Origin of the sequence: Sphingopyxis sp. 2PD, from assembly GCF_005503695.1 — a bacterium.
Classification (GTDB): domain Bacteria; phylum Pseudomonadota; class Alphaproteobacteria; order Sphingomonadales; family Sphingomonadaceae; genus Sphingopyxis.
Genome location: NZ_SCMU01000005.1, coordinates 1 through 16,796, shown reverse-complemented (window position 1 = coordinate 16,796; position 16,796 = coordinate 1). Strand labels below are relative to the sequence as shown.

The window sequence follows — 16,796 nt, the reverse complement described above, 5'->3', positions numbered from 1 at the left end:
GCCGTCCGCGGAGTGCGGGTGGTGGCGGTGGAGTGGAAGCGATCGAAGCACGACATTTATGTCATCGTCATCTCGGCCTTCGCCGGGATGACGGAAGAGAAGAGGTCGGGCACGTCCGAAGTCGACCAATTGCGGACATAGCCGATCCTCCCCCAACGGGGGAGGGGGACCACCCGAAGGGTGGTGGAGGGGCACCGGCGGTTTGCGCTGCGCTGCGCTGAAAGAACCCAACTTTCCGGGAGCATAGCGGTAGAGCACGACTTCGGCGGCAAGGCAAACCGATGGTGCCCCTCCACCAGCTTCGCTGGTCCCCCTCCCCGTTCCGGGGAGGATCGGCTCCGTCCGCTTCCCATCCCAAACCACCCCTTTCCACAATCGCTCGTCATCGCCTTTCATTCGCGCTATACTCGCCGCTGCCAGAGGGTCGGGCGATCGCCGCCGGTGGGGTATCCTGCCGGGGGAGGAAAGTCCGGGCTCCACGGAAATCACGGTGCCGGATAACGTCCGGCGGACCGGTCCGAAGGACCGGTTCAGGGAAAGTGCCACAGAGAGCAAACCGCCACGGCTTTGGCCCGGCGAAAGGTGAAAGGGTGCGGTAAGAGCGCACCGCGCGGACGGTAACGGACGCGGCACGGCAAACCCCACCGGGAGCAAGGTCGAATAGGGATGGCACGGGAGCAATTCCAGGGCTGGTTCCGGCCCCGCCGTCCGGGTTGACTGCTTGAGCGTATGGGTAACCATTCGCCTAGAGGAATGATCGCCCATCCCCGGAAACGGGGTGGACAGAACCCGGCTTACAGACCCTCTGGCAACATTCTCCCCAACGCGGCGCGCGGAACGCCCGTGCGCCGCCCGCGTTCTATGTCGGACCAGTTGAAAGGGAAATGCACCATGAAAGTCGTCGATGACCATGTCGAAGTGACCGAGACCGAAGCCAGCGGCGGGGTCAAGGGTCACAATGTCCGCTATGTGCTGGGCTTTTCGCTGATCGCGGTGGTGATCGTCCTCTCGGCGATCTGGATTGTCCCGGCGCTGCTGCAACCCTGAGCAGCCGCGACTTTCCGCTTTCCTACATTGTCCGCGTCACTTACCATCGGTGACAAGGGTGCGCGAAAGCGGGAATTGATGCGATTTTCAGCGTAAAGTTGCGCAGATTTCCGCCACTTTTGATGCGGGCGCAGGCCCGGGGCGGATAGGGGCAAGGATGGCGATTCAGGCACGTTTGGCGGCGGTGTTGGCGGCGCTGTTTATTGCGATGGCGACCACGCCGATCGCCGCCGCCCAGCCTGCCGCCTGCGGCACCGCGCCGCTTGCGGGCGATCGCGTCGCGCTGCTGATCGGCAACAGCGCCTATAATGATTGGGAATGGCCGTCGCTGAAAAATGCGGTCAACGACATCGATTATGTCTGCGACGCCTTTGCCAAGGCGGGGATTTCGCCGCGCATCGTGCGCAACGCCGATATGGCAACGCTCGACACCGCGCTGACGCGCTTTGCCGCCGAGGCAGCGGGGGCGAAATCGGTGATCATCTATTATGCCGGGCACGGCTTTGAATATGGCGGGCGCAACTGGCTGGTCCCGATGGAGGCGCCGCCCGCGGCGCGGCGCGCCGATGTCGAAAAGCGCTATCTGTCGATCGAAGCGGCGGTGAAGCGGGTCGTGCCGACGGGCGCCTTTACCCTGCTGTTCGTCGATGCCTGCCGCACCGCCGAGCCGGTGGTGCGGATCGAGGACGTCAATGTCGCCGCGGGCGAAGCGGCCTCGGCCCCGCTGGGGCTGCTCGATATTGGCCAAGGCGCGGTTTTCTATTCGACCGCGAAGGGGCGGCCCGCGCTGGATTTTGCGCCGGTCGGATCGCCCGTCAGCCCGTTTGCCGCGGCGGTGGTCAAGGAACTGGCCATTCCCGGGCTCGAAATCTCCGATTATTTCAAGATCGTATCGCGCGAAGTTTACAAGCGCACACATGGCATGGAGCTGGGGCCGCAGCAGCCGTTTCATTATGGCAGCTGGTTCGACGATTATTATCTGGTCGCGCCGCCCGAGGTTCCGGCGGCTGCGCCCGCCCGCCCGACGTCGGCGGTGGCGGTCGTTCCGCTCCCGGCGAAGGGGCAGGCGGCCACCGCCGCGCGAAGCGCGGCGACCGACCCGCTCGCCGACATTTCGCTCGACCGGCTGGCGATCGAGGACGAGCCGGTGCTGATCGCCGATGTGCTGTCGCGCCATCCGGCCGCCGAGCTGGTCCGGCTGGCCGACGGCGGGCATCCGCTGGCACAGCAGCTGGTGGGCTATATGTTCTCGCTGGGGGTCGGGGTGAAGCGCGACCTGCCGCGCGCGCGGACGTATCTGGAGGCATCGGCGGCGCAGGGGTTTCCGGCAGGGCAGCAGGAACTCGCCTATCTGCTGCTGGAAAATGATCCGTCGGCGGCCGACGTCAAGCGCGCCTATGATCTGTATGTCGCGGCGTCGAACGCGGGCTTTTCGAAAGCAAAGACGCATCTGGCGTATCGGCTGGCGGCGGGAACCTTTGGTCCCGCCGATTTCGCGCGGTCGCAGGCGCTTTATGCCGAGGCGGCGGAGAAGGGGCACCCGGCAGCCATTTTTGCGCTGACCTATTTCGCCGACACCCGCGCCGCCAATCTCGCACGGCTGCGGACGATTGCTTCGGCAGGCAATCCCGAGGGCAATCACTGGCTGTGCGAGGCGCATTTTGCCGCCAAGACGCTGGCCGGGGCGATCGAGGATTGCAGCGTTGCGGCGCGCGCGGGCTTTGCAGGGTCGCGGGCAATCCTGGCCGATGCATATGCCAAGGGGGTCGGCGTTACGGCCGATGCGAGCGAGGCGGCGCATTGGGCGAAGCTGGCGCGCGCGCTGCCCGAACTGCGCAAGGATCAGCGGGCGTTGATTGCGGGGATCGGGGAGTAGCGCTTTACCGATTGTCCCGGTCGCCGCCGCGAGGACGATCGTCAGGAGGGATAGCGGATCGCCATCACCTCCCACTCTTTCGGCCCTGACGGAAGCTGGACCACGCGCAAATCGCCGACCGCGGCGCCGCGCAGCGCACGGGCGAGGGGGCTGTTCCAGCCGATCCGGCCGTCGCCCGCCTCGGCCTCGTCGTCGCCGACCAGCGTGACGGTGCGCCGCGCATCGTCGTCGTCGGCGAGTTCGACGGTGGCGCCGAACCAGATGCGGCTCTTGTCGGGCTGCTCGGCGGGATCGACGACGCGCGCCGCCTTCATCCGGCGCGCAAGGAACGAGAGCCGCCGGTCGATTTCGCGGAGGCGCTTGCGGCCATAGATATAGTCGCCATTTTCGCTGCGGTCGCCATTGCCCGCCGCCCAGCTGATCACGTCGACCAGTTTTGGCCGCTCGTCACCGAGCAGCGCGTCGTACTCGGCGCGCAGCGCGGCATAGCCTGCGGGGCTGATGATGTTGCTGTGTTCCCCCGCCACGCGGGCTTATCCCGGCGTACGTTTGCCGAGGTAGAAGCTGAGCGGCGCCTGCGGCAACGTCTTGCCGGGTTGCAGCGTGTCGTAGACGACCGCATTTTCCAGCACGCGCTGCACGTAATTTTTGGTCTCGAAGATCGGAATCGCCTCGATCCAGTCGAGCATCTCGATCGATCCGGTGCGCGGATCGCCATTGGCGCGTAGCCACTTGTTCACATTGCCGGGACCGGCGTTGTAGGCGGCGACCGCGAGCGGGTAGCTGCCGCCATAATAGCGCAGCATCTGCTGGAAATAGGTCGATCCCAGCGTCATGTTGTAATTGGTGTCGGTGGTGAGCAGGTCGCGGGTGTAGGAAAGGCCGAGCTTGCCCGCGACTTCGTTCGCGGTGCCGGGCATCAGCTGCATCATGCCGCGCGCCCCGGCATGGCTGATCGCCTGCCGGTCGAACTGGCTTTCCTGCCGGGTGATCGCGTGGATGAAGGTCCAGTTGCCTTCGTGCCCCGCGGGCACGCGGACGGTCGGGAAGCCCGCGACTTCGACGGCGTCGAGGCTGTTCGCCTGCGCGCTGCGGCCGATCATCACGCCGAGGTCGGGGCGACCGATCTGCGACGCCAATTGCCCGGCGAGGACATGGTCGGCGGGCGAGGTGGCCTTTTGCGACAGCGCACGCAGGAACAGGGTCTGCTCACGCCAGGCCCCGATTTCGCCGAGCGCGCGCGCGGCGCGGACGAGCCGGTCATCGGCAAAGGCGCGCTTTTCATCATCGCTGACCCGAATCGTGGGATTGGGTGTCGGCTTGGGCTGCGGACGGCCCAGCCGTTCGAGCGCGAGCTGGCCGTAAAATTGGTCGTAATGCTGCGCGGCGTCGGCGAAATGCGCGTCCGCGGTCGATCGGTCCCCGGCGGCAAGCGCGGCGCGGCCGGCCCAGTAGAAACCCTTGGTGCGCGTCTGCGCCGATCGCGCGGCTTCGCCATAGGCGCGGTACAGCCGCACCGCCTCGGCTGGGCGGCGCAAATCCTTGAACGCCAGCTGCCCGGCGAGCCACGCCAGCGACGTATAATCGTCGCGGACGGCGAGCGGGGTTTCGCGGATCGCCGTTCCCGGCGGGAACGCGTCGTCGATTTGCCGTGCGATATTATAGGCGGTCAGCTTGTCGCCGCCGCTGTCGGCCAGCCGCGCGTTGGTGAGCAGCGTTTCGATCCATTCCTCGGGATCGGTCGGCGCTTTGGCCAGCGTGCGGGGTGCAGCGAGCAGGGCGCGCGCTTCGCCGACGCGGCCGGTCTGGCGCAGCCAAGTCGCCTTGTCGGTGATGTACCCGGCGTCGGTGCGGACCAGCGACGGGTTGGCGCTTTCGACCGCCGACGCCTGGAACGCCGCGTCGACCGCGCTGCTGCGCATCGCGAGGCGCGCGGCAAAGATGCTGCGGCGTTCGGGCGAGGTATAGGCGAGCTGGCGGCTCGCCGCGCCAGTGGCGCCCGACCACAGCAGCCGGTCCATCCGCGCGTCATGGTCGGCGACCGACAGCGCGCCCGGAAACAGGCTGAGCGCGCGGCTGACCTCATATTCGTCGAGCGCTCCGCCGGTCCAGGCGCGGCGCACCGCGGCGTTGGCATCGTCGCGGCGGCCCGATGCGTTCAGTGCCATCGCATGGCGTAGATGCCCGCTGGGCGTCTGCGGGGGATAGGCCTGAAAATAGGCGAGGGTGCGCGCGGGGTCGAAGCTGTCGATCGCGATCGCCTTTTCGGCGCGGACGCGCATCTTGTCGGCGTCGGGCCAGCCCTTGTTCGCCATCAGAAAGCGCGACAACTGATCGAACGAGGCGCCGGTGTTGGCGGTCAGGCGGCGCCATTCCATCACCGCATCGCCGACCGAACTGGTCGCTGGCGGCGGTCCCGATGTCGACGCGAGGCCCATTTGCGCGCGATACCACTGCATCTGTTCGGGGGTCAGTTCGCTTGCCTGAGCGGTGGTCGGGACGAGCAGCGCAAAGGCCAAGGCCAGACGAGAAATTCGGGGCAGCGTAATCATGGCGGCCATGTTAGTGGCAAACTCCTTGCGGGGCGCTGAATAGGCGTCCATTAGCGGCGCGCCGTCGGGACTCTACCGGCTGGCCCGTGTTTTTGTAAAGGAGCGGGGCATGTTTTCGGGGTCTATTCCCGCCTTGGTGACGCCATTTCGCGATGGGGCGTTCGACGCTCCGGCATTTGCGCGGCTGGTCGACTGGCAGATCCATGAAGGCACCAGCGCGCTCGTGCCGTGCGGGACAACCGGCGAAAGCCCGACATTGGGGTTCGACGAACATTATCAGGTGATCGACAGCTGCATCCAGGCGGCGGCGGGGCGCGTGCCGGTGATCGCGGGTTGCGGATCGAACGATACCGCGACCGCGGTTCGCCACATGCGCTATGCGCAGGCCGCTGGGGCAGCGGCGGCGCTGATCGTCGCGCCTTATTACAATCGGCCAAGCCAGGCCGGGATGCTTGCGCATTTTCAGGCGCTCGCCGACGCCAGCGACCTGCCGATCGTCGTCTATAACGTCCCCGGCCGCACCGTCGCCGACATCGGCGCCGAGACGCTGTGCAAGCTCGCCGAAATCCCCTCGGTCGTCGCGATCAAGGATGCCAGCGGCGATCTGGCGCGGGTGACGATGCATCGCGCCGGGGCGGGCAACGACTTCTGCCAACTCAGCGGCAACGACGACCTGTGGCTGCCGCACGCGGTGTTGGGCGGCGTCGGCTGTATCTCGGTCACCGCCAATGTCGCGCCGCGCCTGTGCGCCGATTTTGCCGCGGCGTGCGCTGCCGCCGACTGGGCCCGCGCACTGACGCTGCACGACCGGCTGTTCGACCTGCATCAGGCGATGTTCTCCGACACCTCGCCGGGGCCGGTCAAATATGCGCTGTCGCGCGTCCACGACTGGTTTTCGCCCGAAGTGCGCCTACCTATCATTCCGGCGAACGATGCGTCGCGCGCCGCCGTCGATGCCGCATTGTCCGCGGCAGGAGTGATCTAGGTTACGTCATGGCCCGTCCGCAGTCCGCCGCCGAATTCGACAAGAAAAAGATCGTCGCCGAAAACCGGCGCGCGCGCTTTGACTTTGCCATTGAACAGGTGTTCGAGGCGGGGATCGCGCTGCAGGGGACCGAGGTCAAATCGCTGCGTTTCGGCGAAGGCACGATCGCCGAGAGCTATGCTGAGGTGAAGGGCAGCGAGGTGTGGCTGATCAACAGCAACATCCCCGAATTCAGTCACGGCAACCGCCACAATCACGAACCGAAGCGCCCGCGCAAGCTGCTGCTCAGCGGCAGGGAGATCAACAAGATGTACGCCGCCGTCGCGCGGCAGGGCATGACGCTGGTCCCGCTGTCGGTCTATTTCAACAGCCGCGGCCGTGCCAAGGTCGAACTCGCGCTCGCCAAGGGCAAGAAGGCACATGACAAGCGGGAGTCGATCAAGGAACGCGACTGGAAGCGCGACAAGCAGCGTCTGATGAAAGAGCGCGGGTGAGCGGCGGCAAGCCCCGGGACAAGGCGGCGGTGATGAACTGGATCCGCCGCAATTCGCCGACGCGCGAAGAGCTGCTGGCCAGCCGCTTCGTCAAGCCGTTTGCGCACCGCGTTGCGCATAGCCATTTGTGGCGTTTTACCCGCACCTCGGTACCGCGCGGTACCGCGCTGGGGCTGTTCGTCGGGATATTCTTTCTGATCCCGGGTATCCAGATATTGGGCGTCGCGCTGCTCGCGCTGCCCGTCCGCGCCAATATCCCGATCGGTGCCGCAATGACGTTCCTGTCGAACCCGGTCACGACGCCGTTCATCATCCTGGCGTCGGTGTGGCTCGGCGACTGGCTGTTTGGCCTGCAAGCCAACAGCGCCACCTTTTCGGCGATGATCGAGCATGGTGCGTCGGCGGGCGAATGGGCGCGCTGGGCCTTTTCGGACGCGGCTCCGGCGATGCTGGGCGGGCTGCTGGTCATTTCGCTGGTGTCGGCAGCGCTGGGCTATGTGCTGGCGTCGGTGTTCTGGGACAATTGGATTCGCCTGCGCTGGCGGCGCAAATTGCAGCGGGCACGCGACCAACGACATGAGGCATCGACCAGCGACACCCCCGCCGGTTGAACGGCGCGCCCGCCGTCGTATAGCTGTCCCATTGCGATGCTGTGCCCCGCGGATGCGCCGCACGTCATCGCGTCGTTTTGAGAACTGGGGACTATCATGATGTTTTCGCATGTTTCGTCGCGCCTGATGGCGACCGCCGCGCTTGGCGCGATGCTGATTTCGGCGCTTCCCGCCGCGGCCAAGGAAAAGGCCGCCCCGGCGCCCGCCACCGAAAGCGCGGCCAAGCCCGAACTCGGTACCTTTGGCTTCGACACCGCGGGCATGGACACCATTGTCCAGCCGGGCGACGATTTCTATGCCTATGCCAACGGCACCTGGGCCAAGAACACCCCGATCCCCGCCGACAAGTCGAACTATGGCATGTTCACCGCGCTCGGCGACCTGTCGCAGGTGCGTACCCGCGAAATCCTCGACGCCGCCAAGGGCGATCCGAACAGCATGATCGGCCGCAACTATGCCGCCTATCTGGATGGCGCAGCCGTCGAAGCCAAGGGGCTGGCGCCGATCCAGCCGTGGCTTGCCAAGATCCGCGCCGTCGACAAGGCGGGGCTCGCGGCGCTGCTGGCCGAAGCCGATCGCAACGGCGTCCAACATTTCTTTGGCGGCTTCGTCGGGCAGGACGACAAGAATCCCGAAGTGTACATCTACACGATGTTTCAGGGCGGCATCGGCATGCCCGACCGCGATTTCTATCTGAAGGACAATGAGCGCAACGCGAAGCTGCAGGCCGCGTACCTCAAGCATCTGGAAAATGTCCTGACGCTGGCGGGCGAGGCCAATGCCGCGGCGCGTGCCAAGGCGATCTATGATTTCGAAAAGCAGATCGCGACCGTCCATTGGGACAAGAATGACAGCAGCGACGCGACCAAAGTCTATAACAAGATGACGATCGCCGAGCTCGCCGCCGCGGCGCCGGGTTTTGACTGGGCGACCTTCATTCGCGGCATCGGCGTCAAGGAAGATGCACTGCTGGTGTCGCAGCCGAGCGCCTTTACCGGCGAGGCAAAATTGCTTGCCGATGCGCCGATCGCGGTGCTGCGCGACATGCTGATGATCCGCAGCCTCGACGGCTTTTCGGGCGTGCTGCCCGACAAGTTCGCGCAGGAGGCCTTCTCCTTCTATGGCACCGCGCTGTCGGGCACGCCGCAGATGCAGGAACGCTGGAAGCGCGCGGTCGATTTCACCACCGGCAACCTCGGTGAGGCGGTCGGTCAGGACTATGTCGCCAAATATTTCCCGCCCGAAACCAAGGCGGCGATGGATGAACTTGTCAGGAATGTCCTTGCCGCAATGGGTCGCCGCATCGACGGCCTCGCGTGGATGCAGCCGCAGACGAAGGTCAAGGCGAAGCAGAAGCTGGCGAATTTCACCACCAAGATCGGCTATCCCGATCGCTGGAAGGATTACAGCAAGCTCGAGATCAAGGCCGACGACCTGTTTGGCAACGCGCTGCGGTCGAACCAGTTCGCGCACGACGACAATATCAGCCGCCTGGGCGATGACATTCGCAAGTGGGAATGGGGCATGACCCCGATGACGGTCAACGCCTATGCCAATTTCGGCATGAACGAGATCGTCTTCCCCGCCGCGATCCTGCAGCCGCCCTTTTTTGACCCGCACGCCGACCCGGCGATCAACTATGGCGGCATCGGCGCCGTGATCGGTCATGAGATCAGCCATCATTTCGACGACCAGGGCGCCAAATATGACGAGACCGGCAAGCTCGCCGACTGGTGGACCCCCGCCGACGTCGCGGCGTTCGAGGCCGCGGGCAAGGCGCTGATCGCGCAATATGACGCCTATGAAGTGCTGCCCGGCGAAAAGCTCGACGGGACGTTCACGCTGGGCGAGAATATCGGCGATCTGGCGGGGCTGACCGTTGCCTATGACGCGTACAAGGCGTCGCTCGGCGGCAAGGAAGCGCCGGTGCTCGGCGGGCTCACCGGCGACCAGCGCTTCTTCCTCGGCTGGGCGCAGGTGTGGCGGCGCAACTATCGCGACCAGAATCTGTCGCAGCGCATCACGACCGATCCGCATTCGCCCTCGATCCAGCGGACTTGGGTCTCGCGCAACCTTGACCCGTGGTATAAGGCGTATCAGATCAAGGAAGGCCAGAAGCTGTATCTGGCGCCCAAAGACCGCGTCCGCATCTGGTGATGCACCGATAAGAAAGACTGTCATTGACCGCGACGAGCCTGCCTTCCGCTGATTCCGATATCGGCAGGGGGGTGGGCTCCGCTGGTCCGCTGTCGGAGCCGCCGGGCCTGTCGCGCGTCGATATGGCCATACTCGGCGGGCTGGCGCTGCTGTCGACGCTGCTCCTGTTCTGGGCGACGCGTGACGCGGTGATTGCTGCCGGTTTCGTCGCCGGGCTCGCGGTTGCGGTCGGCGGCGTGTTGCTCGCGCGGCGCCTTTTTCCTACCACCGTCGCCGGTGAGGCGGTAGCGCCCGACTGGACGATGCTGCGCCAGGCGGTCAATCACGACGATGTGGCGATCGCGGTCACCGACCGTGCCGGACGGATGGTGTGCGCGAACGACCTCTTCGGCACCTGGATGGGCGGCTTCGTGACCCCGCCGGGGCTGCCACTCGAAGGACGCGGCGCCGAGCTGCTCAAAAATGCCGGGCGCATCGCGTGGCGCGATGGTGAGGGGCGCGTCGACGATCTGGCGATCGGCCATCTGCAACTGCGCGCGCAGGTGACGCGCACCGGTCAGGCGGAGGATTATCTCGTGTGGCGCTTTTCGGCGCTCGAACGGCTCGATCTCGCCTCTGAAATCACCCGGCATCTCGATGGCCCGGCGGGCCGGACCTTGAGCCACGCCGGGGTGATGGCGGCGCTGGTCAATGCCGAGGGGCGGTTGCGCGTCGCCAATCAGGCCTTTCTGCTCCGCGCGCTGGGCGAGGATGACGCCGGCCATTATGCCGGCCGCGATGTTGCCCCGATGTTGCGCATCGATGACGGCGGTGCGCTGTATTTCGCGCGCGAGGGCGACCGCGCGACCCCGGTACGGATGCTGCAAATCCCGCTGGCCCCGGCCGACAGCAATACGCCGGTGCTGCTCGCGATGCTCGACGAGGAAATGGGGCCGACCGATCGCGGTACTGCGCAGACCTATGTCGAAACCCTGCTGTCGCTGCTTCCATTCGGGCTGGCAATGGTCGATCGCGACGGGCGCTTTCTGTACATGAACCGCGCCTTTGTGCGCGCCGCCAATCTGGGCGAGGGCAAGATGCCGCGCTATCCCGGCGACATTGTGGTGGGCGAGGACAAGGGGCCACTCGCCGACATGATCCGCCGCCACAGCAGCGGGCAGCAGGTGGGCGGCGACCTGTCGATCCGGCTGGCGGGGCAAAGCGGCGAGCCCGTGTCGATGCGCGTCGTCGGGGTGCGCGGGCTCGGTGAGGCAGCGGTGCTGCTGAGCCTGAAGGATTCGAGCGAGGAATCGCGGCTGAAGCGTCAGGTCGCGCAGGCGTCGAAGATGCAGGCGGTCGGCCAGCTCGCGGGTGGCGTCGCGCATGACTTCAACAATATCCTGACCGCGGTGCTCGGCGCCTGCGACCTCATGCTGATGCGCCATACCCCGGGCGACAGCGACTATGACGACATCCAGCAGATCCGCAGCAACGCCAATCGCGCCGCCAGCCTGACGCGGCAATTGCTCGCCTTTTCGCGGCAGCAGACGTTGCGGCCGCAGATCCTGCAGCTGCCCGACGTGATTTCAGAGGTCTCACACCTCTTGAAGCGGCTGATCGGCGAAACGGTGCAGCTGGCGGTCCATCATGGCCGCGGGCTGGGCGCGGTGCGCGCCGATCCGGGGCAGCTGGAACAGGTGATCATCAACCTGGCGGTCAATGCGCGCGACGCGATGCCGGGCGGCGGGACGCTGACGATCGAAACCTATCCCGTGTCGGCGGCGGACGTGCGCCAGATGGGCAATGAATTCATGCCCCCCGCCGATTATTGCGCGCTCAAGGTCAGCGATACCGGCACCGGCATCGCGCCCGATGTGCTCCCCAAGATTTTCGAACCCTTTTTCACCACCAAGGATGTCGGCAAGGGAACGGGGCTGGGCCTGTCGACCGTGTACGGCATCATCAAGCAATCGGCGGGCTTCATCTTTGCCGACAGCAAGCCGGGGCAGGGGACCAGCTTTACCATTTACCTGCCGATCCATCGCAGCGGCAGCGAGACGCCGAGCACCGCCGCGCCGCCGCCGAAGCCCAAGAAAAGTCAGTGGGGCAGCGGCACGATCCTGCTCGTCGAGGACGAGGATATGGTGCGCGCGGTCGCTGAACGCGCGTTGACCCGCGCGGGCTATACCGTCGTCACCGCGTCGCAGGGTGAGGAAGGTCTCGAACGCTTTGCCCAGATGGCCGAGGTCGACCTGATCATCAGCGATGTCGTGATGCCGACGATGGACGGCCCGGCGATGGTGCGCGCGCTGCGCGCCAAGCGCCCCGACCTGCCCGTGCTGTTCATGTCGGGCTATGCCGAGGAACAGCTGCGTCAGTCGATCAACATCGACGATGTCGCCTTCCTGCCCAAACCCTTTTCGGTCGCGCAGCTCGCCGAGGCGACTTCGGCGGCGCTCGACGATGCCGCGCACAGGATGAAAAATGGCTGATAATCCGCGCATTCTGCTGGTCGAGGACGATGTGCTGATCGGGATGATGCTCGCCGACATGTTCGACGCGCTCGGGCTTCCCGAACCGGCGCAGGCATCGAGCAAGGACGAGGCGTTGGCAATCATCGCTGCCGAGCCGCTGGACGGCGCGCTGGTCGATATCAACCTCGGCGACGACAAGGGGTGGCCGGTCGCCGACGCGCTGGCCGATCGCGGCATCCCCTTTGCCTTCACCTCGGGCGGCGGCGACATATTGCCGCCCGCCCACGCGCATCGCCGCCTGGTCGGCAAGCCGTTCCGGATCAGCGATATCGAAGCGGCGTTGGCCGAGTTTGGGCGCTGAATTCCTCGTCGCCCCCGCGCAGGCGGGGGCCGCAATCGTACCTTTTCTTGCATCGCTGCATAAACCAACGGCGGCCCCCGCCTGCGCGGGGGCGACGTGGCAAATAAAATTTGTTCCCCTCTTGTTCTGTAGGAACAAATGACGTACATGGTTCCGGCGTTGCGGTGGTTCAGCCTTCGCTTTAGAGCAGGAAAGGACGGCACATGGCCGGTCAATTGTCACTCGTCGAATCGGGGAAATCAGTGAACAACACGGACAGGCAAAAGGCGCTCGACGCCGCGCTCGCGCAGATCGACCGCGCCTTTGGTAAGGGCTCGGTGATGAAATTGGGCTCGAAGGAGGCGATGCAGGTCGAGGCGATCTCGACCGGGTCGCTCGGCCTCGACATCGCGCTCGGCGTCGGCGGCCTGCCGCGCGGTCGCGTCATCGAAATCTACGGCCCCGAAAGCTCGGGCAAGACGACGCTGGCGCTGCACACGCTGGCGGAAGCGCAAAAGACCGGCGGCACCGTCGCCTTCGTCGATGCCGAACATGCGCTCGACCCCGTCTATGCGCGTAAGCTGGGCGTCAACATCGACGAATTGATCGTGTCGCAGCCCGACACCGGCGAACAGGCGCTCGAAATCGTCGACACGCTGGTGCGCTCGAACGCGATCGACGTACTCGTCGTTGACTCGGTCGCCGCGCTCGTGCCGCGCGCCGAAATCGAGGGCGAGATGGGCGACAGCCATGTCGGCCTGCAAGCGCGCTTGATGTCGCAGTCGCTGCGCAAGCTCACCGGTTCGATCAGCCGCTCGCGCTGCATGGTGATCTTCATCAACCAGCTGCGCATGAAAATCGGTGTGATGTACGGCAACCCCGAAACGACGACCGGCGGCAATGCGCTCAAATTCTATGCCTCGGTCCGCCTCGACATCCGTCGCACCGGCCAGATCAAGAATGGCGACGAAATCGTCGGCAACACGACCAAGGTCAAGGTCGTGAAGAACAAGGTCGCGCCGCCGTTCAAGCAGGTCGAATTCGACATCATGTACGGGCAAGGGATTTCCAAGATCGGCGAGATCCTCGACATCGGCGTCAAAGCCGGGCTGGTCGAGAAATCGGGCGCTTGGTTCAGCTATGATTCGATCCGCATCGGCCAGGGCCGCGAGAATGCGAAGAATTTCCTGACCGAGAATCCCGAATTGCGCGAACGGCTCGAAGCCGCGATCCGCGGCCGCACCGATGCGGTCGCCGAAGAAATGATGATCGGCTCCGACGAGGACGGCGACGACGATAATTGATCCCGATCCGGTCGGCTCGCACCGGCGGACCGACCGGGAAACGGCGGCGGGTCTTCAGCCCCCTTGTAACTACGGGCACCTGCACTCCCCTCTCCCCGCAGGTGGACCCGTCGGCCGTTGACCTCTCTACCGCGCCAGACCGCGACAGTATGTGCTGCGGTCCGCTTTGGGGTGGATTTAAGACATTCCCCTCCCTAAAAGAGAGGGGAGAAGAAACGACTGGTGACCGCCACTCTCAATTCGTTATCCCGGCCTTCGCGGGGATGACGATAGTGGTACGTCAGCTATCGGCGGTTAGCTGAAGGCCAGCGGATGCTGAGAACCGATAAGCGATCTGGAGGCACTAAAGCTTCCGGGGGGCGGGGCCTTTCGGCCGCTCCGCCCCCCGTCTGCATCGGGGGCAAGTGGGGATTTCCCGGTGGGGGCAGGGGGCATCAGGGACCAGACCGATGCCCCCCACCGCTCCATTGAGCGGAACACTCGGGAACATCTGAAACTATTCAATTGCCGTGCCAATTTGGCGCGGCGACGGATTTGGGCGGGAGACGGTGGTTAGCGATTTCTTACCGGCGCCGCGCACTGTCAAATATTCCGACACGACAAAACGTCATTCCGGCGAAGGCCGGGATCGCACCCTTGCGCCCTGACGCGTTGGCGAGATCCCGGCCTTCGCCGCGATGCCGAATGTGTACTGGTTCAGCTTCGTTCATCGACCATTCAGCCCTTTGACTACATTTGTAGTCGCGTTGCAGTTCAGCGATGCCAATGGGAGGGGTTCTGATGGCAGAAAGAGCAAGCGAGTCGGAGATGCAGGTGCTGTCGGCCCTGTGGGACGACGCCCCGCAAACCGCGGCCGATCTGACCGCCCGGGTGGGCAAGGCCAATGGCTGGACGCAGGCGACGGTCAAGACGTTGCTGGCGCGGCTGGTTCAGAAGGGCGCGGTGGCCGCCGAGGCCGATGGCCGACGCTACCTCTATAGCCCCGCGATCGAGCGTGCCGATGCCGTGGGCGAGGAATCGCAGCGCTTCGTTGACCGCCTGTTCGGTGGCCGCGTCAGCCCGCTGATCGCGCATCTTGCCGATCGCGAAGCCTTGTCGGACACCGATATCGCCGAAATCGAAGCCTTGCTGCGGAAGCTCAAGTCATGAGCGCCGCGACCTGGATGCAGGTGTGGAGCGACACGATGCTCACCACCGCGCTGCTCGTCCTGGCCGTGCTGCTGATCCGCAAGCCCTTTGCGCGTCATTTCGGGCCGCGGCTGGCGTATAGCCTGTGGCTGATTCCGGCGCTGCGGCTGGTCTTGCCGCCGCTGCCCTTCGCCGATCCGGTCGCCGCGCCCGAAAGCATCGACGTGATGCTGGTTGTGGTCGATACGGCGATGACCGCACCGGTCGCCCCGAGCTGGTCGGTCGCCGATGCCATGCCCTATGTCTTTGTCGTGTGGGCTATCGGCATGGCCGCGGTGCTGACGATGGCCCTCTTGTCACATCGCCGGTTTCGCGTCACCGTGCTCGCCGAAGCGGTCGAGCTGGAGCCGATCGGGACGATCCGGCTGGTGATGACTGACGCGGTCGATGGCCCCGTCGCTTTTGGTCTGTGGCGGCGTATCATCGCGGTGCCGCAGGACTTCTTTGCCCGCTACGCCGCCGACGAGCGTGCGCTCGCGGTCGACCACGAGCTGGCACATCATCGCCATGGCGATTTGTGGGCGAATGCCGCGGCGCTCGTGCTGCTGGCGTCGCAATGGTTCAATCCGTTCGCCTGGCGCGCGATCCGCGCCTTCCGCTTCGATCAGGAGGCGGCGTGCGATGCCCGCGTGCTGACGATGGCCGACGCCGACATGCGCGATGAGCGCACCGCCCGCTATGCGACCGCGATCGCCAAGGCGGCGGTGGGGTCGCGGCTGTCGCTGGCGGCGCCGATGGCGGTTCACGATAATTTGCAGGAGAGGCTGACAATGTTGATGCGGAGGGATATTTCGAAACGGCGCGGGCTGACCGGTCGGCTGCTCGTCGGTGGTGCAATCTTGTCAGTGCTGGCAATGACAGCAACAATGGTTCCGGCGGGCATTGTCATGGCTAAGGTTCAGACAGTCGATATGACGATGCCGCCTGAGCCGCCGATGGCACCTATGGGCCCGCCAGAGGCGCCCGACTCGCCTGGCCTCATCATTTTCTCCGAACCTAACACGGAAGCCAAAGCTGACCGGGCGGGCAAGACGCGCGAAATGCGTCGGATCGTTATCCACCGCGACGGCGCCGAAGAAATCGATGCACAAGCCGAGACGAAGTCGCCAACAGTGATGGTCGTTCGCGCTGACGGCGAGGTGGAAGCGCGGCACATCCAGATTCGCGCCCCAAGCAGCCTGTGGAATGATGAGGCGGGGCTGAAGCGCAAGGAGCAAGATGCTGCCCGCAAATGGGACGAGAAGACTGCCGAGAAGCTGGAAACGAAACGCAAGGAACGCCTTCGCATTGCCGTGGCACCGGTGCCGCCGCTGCCGCCGCTGCCGCCGATGCCTCCGATCCCCGCGATGCCGCATGGCGCTTGGTCGTCGGTGCATGGCCAGACGATGGTGCTGGGCAAATGCGGCGACAGCAAAAAGGCCGCGCCGATCGTCAACCGCCACGAGACCGACGGCAGCAAGCGCACCCGCGTTCATATGTTCGCGTGCAATGACAGCGCCGAGGGCAAGGCCGCGCGATTGTCGGCGCTCAAGAAAGCACGCGAATCCTTTGCCGACGGTGAACGCGCCAGCGGCCTGTCGGACGACATGCGCGCCAAGGTCGCCGCCGATCTGGACAAGGCGATCGCCGAGATCGAGAAATCGGGCAACTAAGCCCGACCAGCTTCGGCGCCAGCCTTTGCTCCCCGGTGGGGCTGGCGGCAGGGGCGGGGAAAGGGAGCGGGCAACCGCTCCCTTTTTCGTGGGCGGGATTTGAGTCGTTCCCCTCCCATCTAGGGAGGGGTTAGGGG

At 65.3% G+C, this 16,796-nt stretch carries 13 protein-coding genes and 1 other RNA gene; 12 read left to right on the top strand and 2 right to left on the bottom strand.

From position 1 onward, the window contains the following. Positions 1-416 precede the first annotated feature (416 nt). The 3 genes from rnpB (at position 417) to FFS18_RS06315 (ending at position 2,923) form a co-directional block, all read left to right on the top strand. Positions 417-813, top strand: an RNA gene (gene rnpB / locus FFS18_RS06320) — RNase P RNA component class A. 78 nt (positions 814-891) lie between these two features. Continuing rightward, on the top strand, positions 892-1,047 hold the full coding sequence (locus FFS18_RS17410) for a hypothetical protein (RefSeq protein ID WP_168452449.1): 156 nt from the start codon (positions 892-894) through the stop codon (positions 1,045-1,047). A gap of 157 nt (positions 1,048-1,204) precedes the next feature. Further along, positions 1,205-2,923, top strand: a complete 1,719-nt coding sequence (locus tag FFS18_RS06315; RefSeq protein ID WP_137870221.1) for a caspase family protein — start codon at positions 1,205-1,207, stop codon at positions 2,921-2,923. Between the two features lie 41 nt (positions 2,924-2,964). Here the strand turns inward: FFS18_RS06315 and greB are convergent, their stop codons facing one another. Beyond that, positions 2,965-3,450 (bottom strand): transcription elongation factor GreB, encoded by a 486-nt coding sequence (gene greB, locus FFS18_RS06310; RefSeq protein ID WP_137870220.1) that lies wholly within the window; start codon positions 3,448-3,450, stop codon positions 2,965-2,967. A gap of 6 nt (positions 3,451-3,456) precedes the next feature. After that, positions 3,457-5,484, bottom strand: a complete 2,028-nt coding sequence (locus FFS18_RS06305) for a lytic transglycosylase domain-containing protein (RefSeq protein WP_137870219.1) — start codon at positions 5,482-5,484, stop codon at positions 3,457-3,459. A 100-nt stretch (positions 5,485-5,584) separates the two neighbouring features. Here FFS18_RS06305 and dapA point away from each other — a divergent pair, with 100 nt between their 5' ends. The 9 genes from dapA (at position 5,585) to FFS18_RS06260 (ending at position 16,659) form a co-directional block, all read left to right on the top strand. Next, positions 5,585-6,460 carry a 4-hydroxy-tetrahydrodipicolinate synthase gene (dapA, locus tag FFS18_RS06300; RefSeq protein WP_137870218.1) on the top strand — a complete coding sequence of 292 codons (876 nt, stop codon included), beginning with the start codon at positions 5,585-5,587 and terminating at the stop codon, positions 6,458-6,460. 8 nt (positions 6,461-6,468) lie between these two features. Then, on the top strand, positions 6,469-6,954 hold the full coding sequence (gene smpB, locus FFS18_RS06295; RefSeq protein WP_120215792.1) for an SsrA-binding protein SmpB: 486 nt from the start codon (positions 6,469-6,471) through the stop codon (positions 6,952-6,954). 32 nt (positions 6,955-6,986) lie between these two features. Beyond that, positions 6,987-7,565: a DUF2062 domain-containing protein gene (locus FFS18_RS06290; RefSeq protein WP_120218102.1), complete on the top strand. Its 579-nt coding sequence runs from the start codon at positions 6,987-6,989 to the stop codon at positions 7,563-7,565. A gap of 96 nt (positions 7,566-7,661) precedes the next feature. Further along, entirely contained in the window at positions 7,662-9,722 is a 2,061-nt protein-coding gene (locus tag FFS18_RS06285) for a M13 family metallopeptidase (protein WP_249340328.1), read from the top strand. Positions 9,723-9,844: 122 nt separating this feature from the next. Then, positions 9,845-12,193 carry a hybrid sensor histidine kinase/response regulator gene (locus tag FFS18_RS06280; RefSeq protein WP_137870326.1) on the top strand — a complete coding sequence of 783 codons (2,349 nt, stop codon included), beginning with the start codon at positions 9,845-9,847 and terminating at the stop codon, positions 12,191-12,193. Continuing rightward, complete coding sequence (locus FFS18_RS06275) at positions 12,186-12,536, top strand: response regulator (RefSeq protein ID WP_137870217.1); 351 nt, start codon at positions 12,186-12,188, stop codon at positions 12,534-12,536. Before FFS18_RS06280 ends, FFS18_RS06275 begins: the two co-directional genes overlap by 8 nt. A gap of 203 nt (positions 12,537-12,739) precedes the next feature. Next, the gene (gene recA, locus FFS18_RS06270; protein WP_137870216.1) at positions 12,740-13,819 is read left to right on the top strand and encodes a recombinase RecA; all 1,080 of its coding nucleotides are present in this window, start codon (positions 12,740-12,742) and stop codon (positions 13,817-13,819) included. A 780-nt stretch (positions 13,820-14,599) separates the two neighbouring features. Then, on the top strand, positions 14,600-14,968 hold the full coding sequence (locus tag FFS18_RS06265; protein ID WP_137870215.1) for a BlaI/MecI/CopY family transcriptional regulator: 369 nt from the start codon (positions 14,600-14,602) through the stop codon (positions 14,966-14,968). Next, positions 14,965-16,659: a M56 family metallopeptidase gene (locus FFS18_RS06260; RefSeq protein ID WP_137870214.1), complete on the top strand. Its 1,695-nt coding sequence runs from the start codon at positions 14,965-14,967 to the stop codon at positions 16,657-16,659. Before FFS18_RS06265 ends, FFS18_RS06260 begins: the two co-directional genes overlap by 4 nt. The last annotated feature ends 137 nt before the right edge of the window (positions 16,660-16,796 follow it).

Excerpts from the sequence above, each read along its gene's own strand:
- FFS18_RS17410 (WP_168452449.1), top strand. The coding sequence starts at position 892 with ATGAAAGTCGTCGATGACCATGTCGAAGTGACCGAGACCGAAGCCAGC.
- FFS18_RS06315 (WP_137870221.1), top strand. The coding sequence starts at position 1,205 with ATGGCGATTCAGGCACGTTTGGCGGCGGTGTTGGCGGCGCTGTTTATT.
- FFS18_RS06305 (WP_137870219.1), bottom strand. The coding sequence starts at position 5,484 with ATGGCCGCCATGATTACGCTGCCCCGAATTTCTCGTCTGGCCTTGGCC.
- dapA (WP_137870218.1), top strand. The coding sequence starts at position 5,585 with ATGTTTTCGGGGTCTATTCCCGCCTTGGTGACGCCATTTCGCGATGGG.
- smpB (WP_120215792.1), top strand. The coding sequence starts at position 6,469 with ATGGCCCGTCCGCAGTCCGCCGCCGAATTCGACAAGAAAAAGATCGTC.
- FFS18_RS06290 (WP_120218102.1), top strand. The coding sequence starts at position 6,987 with ATGAACTGGATCCGCCGCAATTCGCCGACGCGCGAAGAGCTGCTGGCC.
- FFS18_RS06285 (WP_249340328.1), top strand. The coding sequence starts at position 7,662 with ATGATGTTTTCGCATGTTTCGTCGCGCCTGATGGCGACCGCCGCGCTT.
- FFS18_RS06280 (WP_137870326.1), top strand. The coding sequence starts at position 9,845 with ATGGCCATACTCGGCGGGCTGGCGCTGCTGTCGACGCTGCTCCTGTTC.
- FFS18_RS06275 (WP_137870217.1), top strand. The coding sequence starts at position 12,186 with ATGGCTGATAATCCGCGCATTCTGCTGGTCGAGGACGATGTGCTGATC.
- recA (WP_137870216.1), top strand. The coding sequence starts at position 12,740 with ATGGCCGGTCAATTGTCACTCGTCGAATCGGGGAAATCAGTGAACAAC.
- FFS18_RS06265 (WP_137870215.1), top strand. The coding sequence starts at position 14,600 with ATGGCAGAAAGAGCAAGCGAGTCGGAGATGCAGGTGCTGTCGGCCCTG.
- FFS18_RS06260 (WP_137870214.1), top strand. The coding sequence starts at position 14,965 with ATGAGCGCCGCGACCTGGATGCAGGTGTGGAGCGACACGATGCTCACC.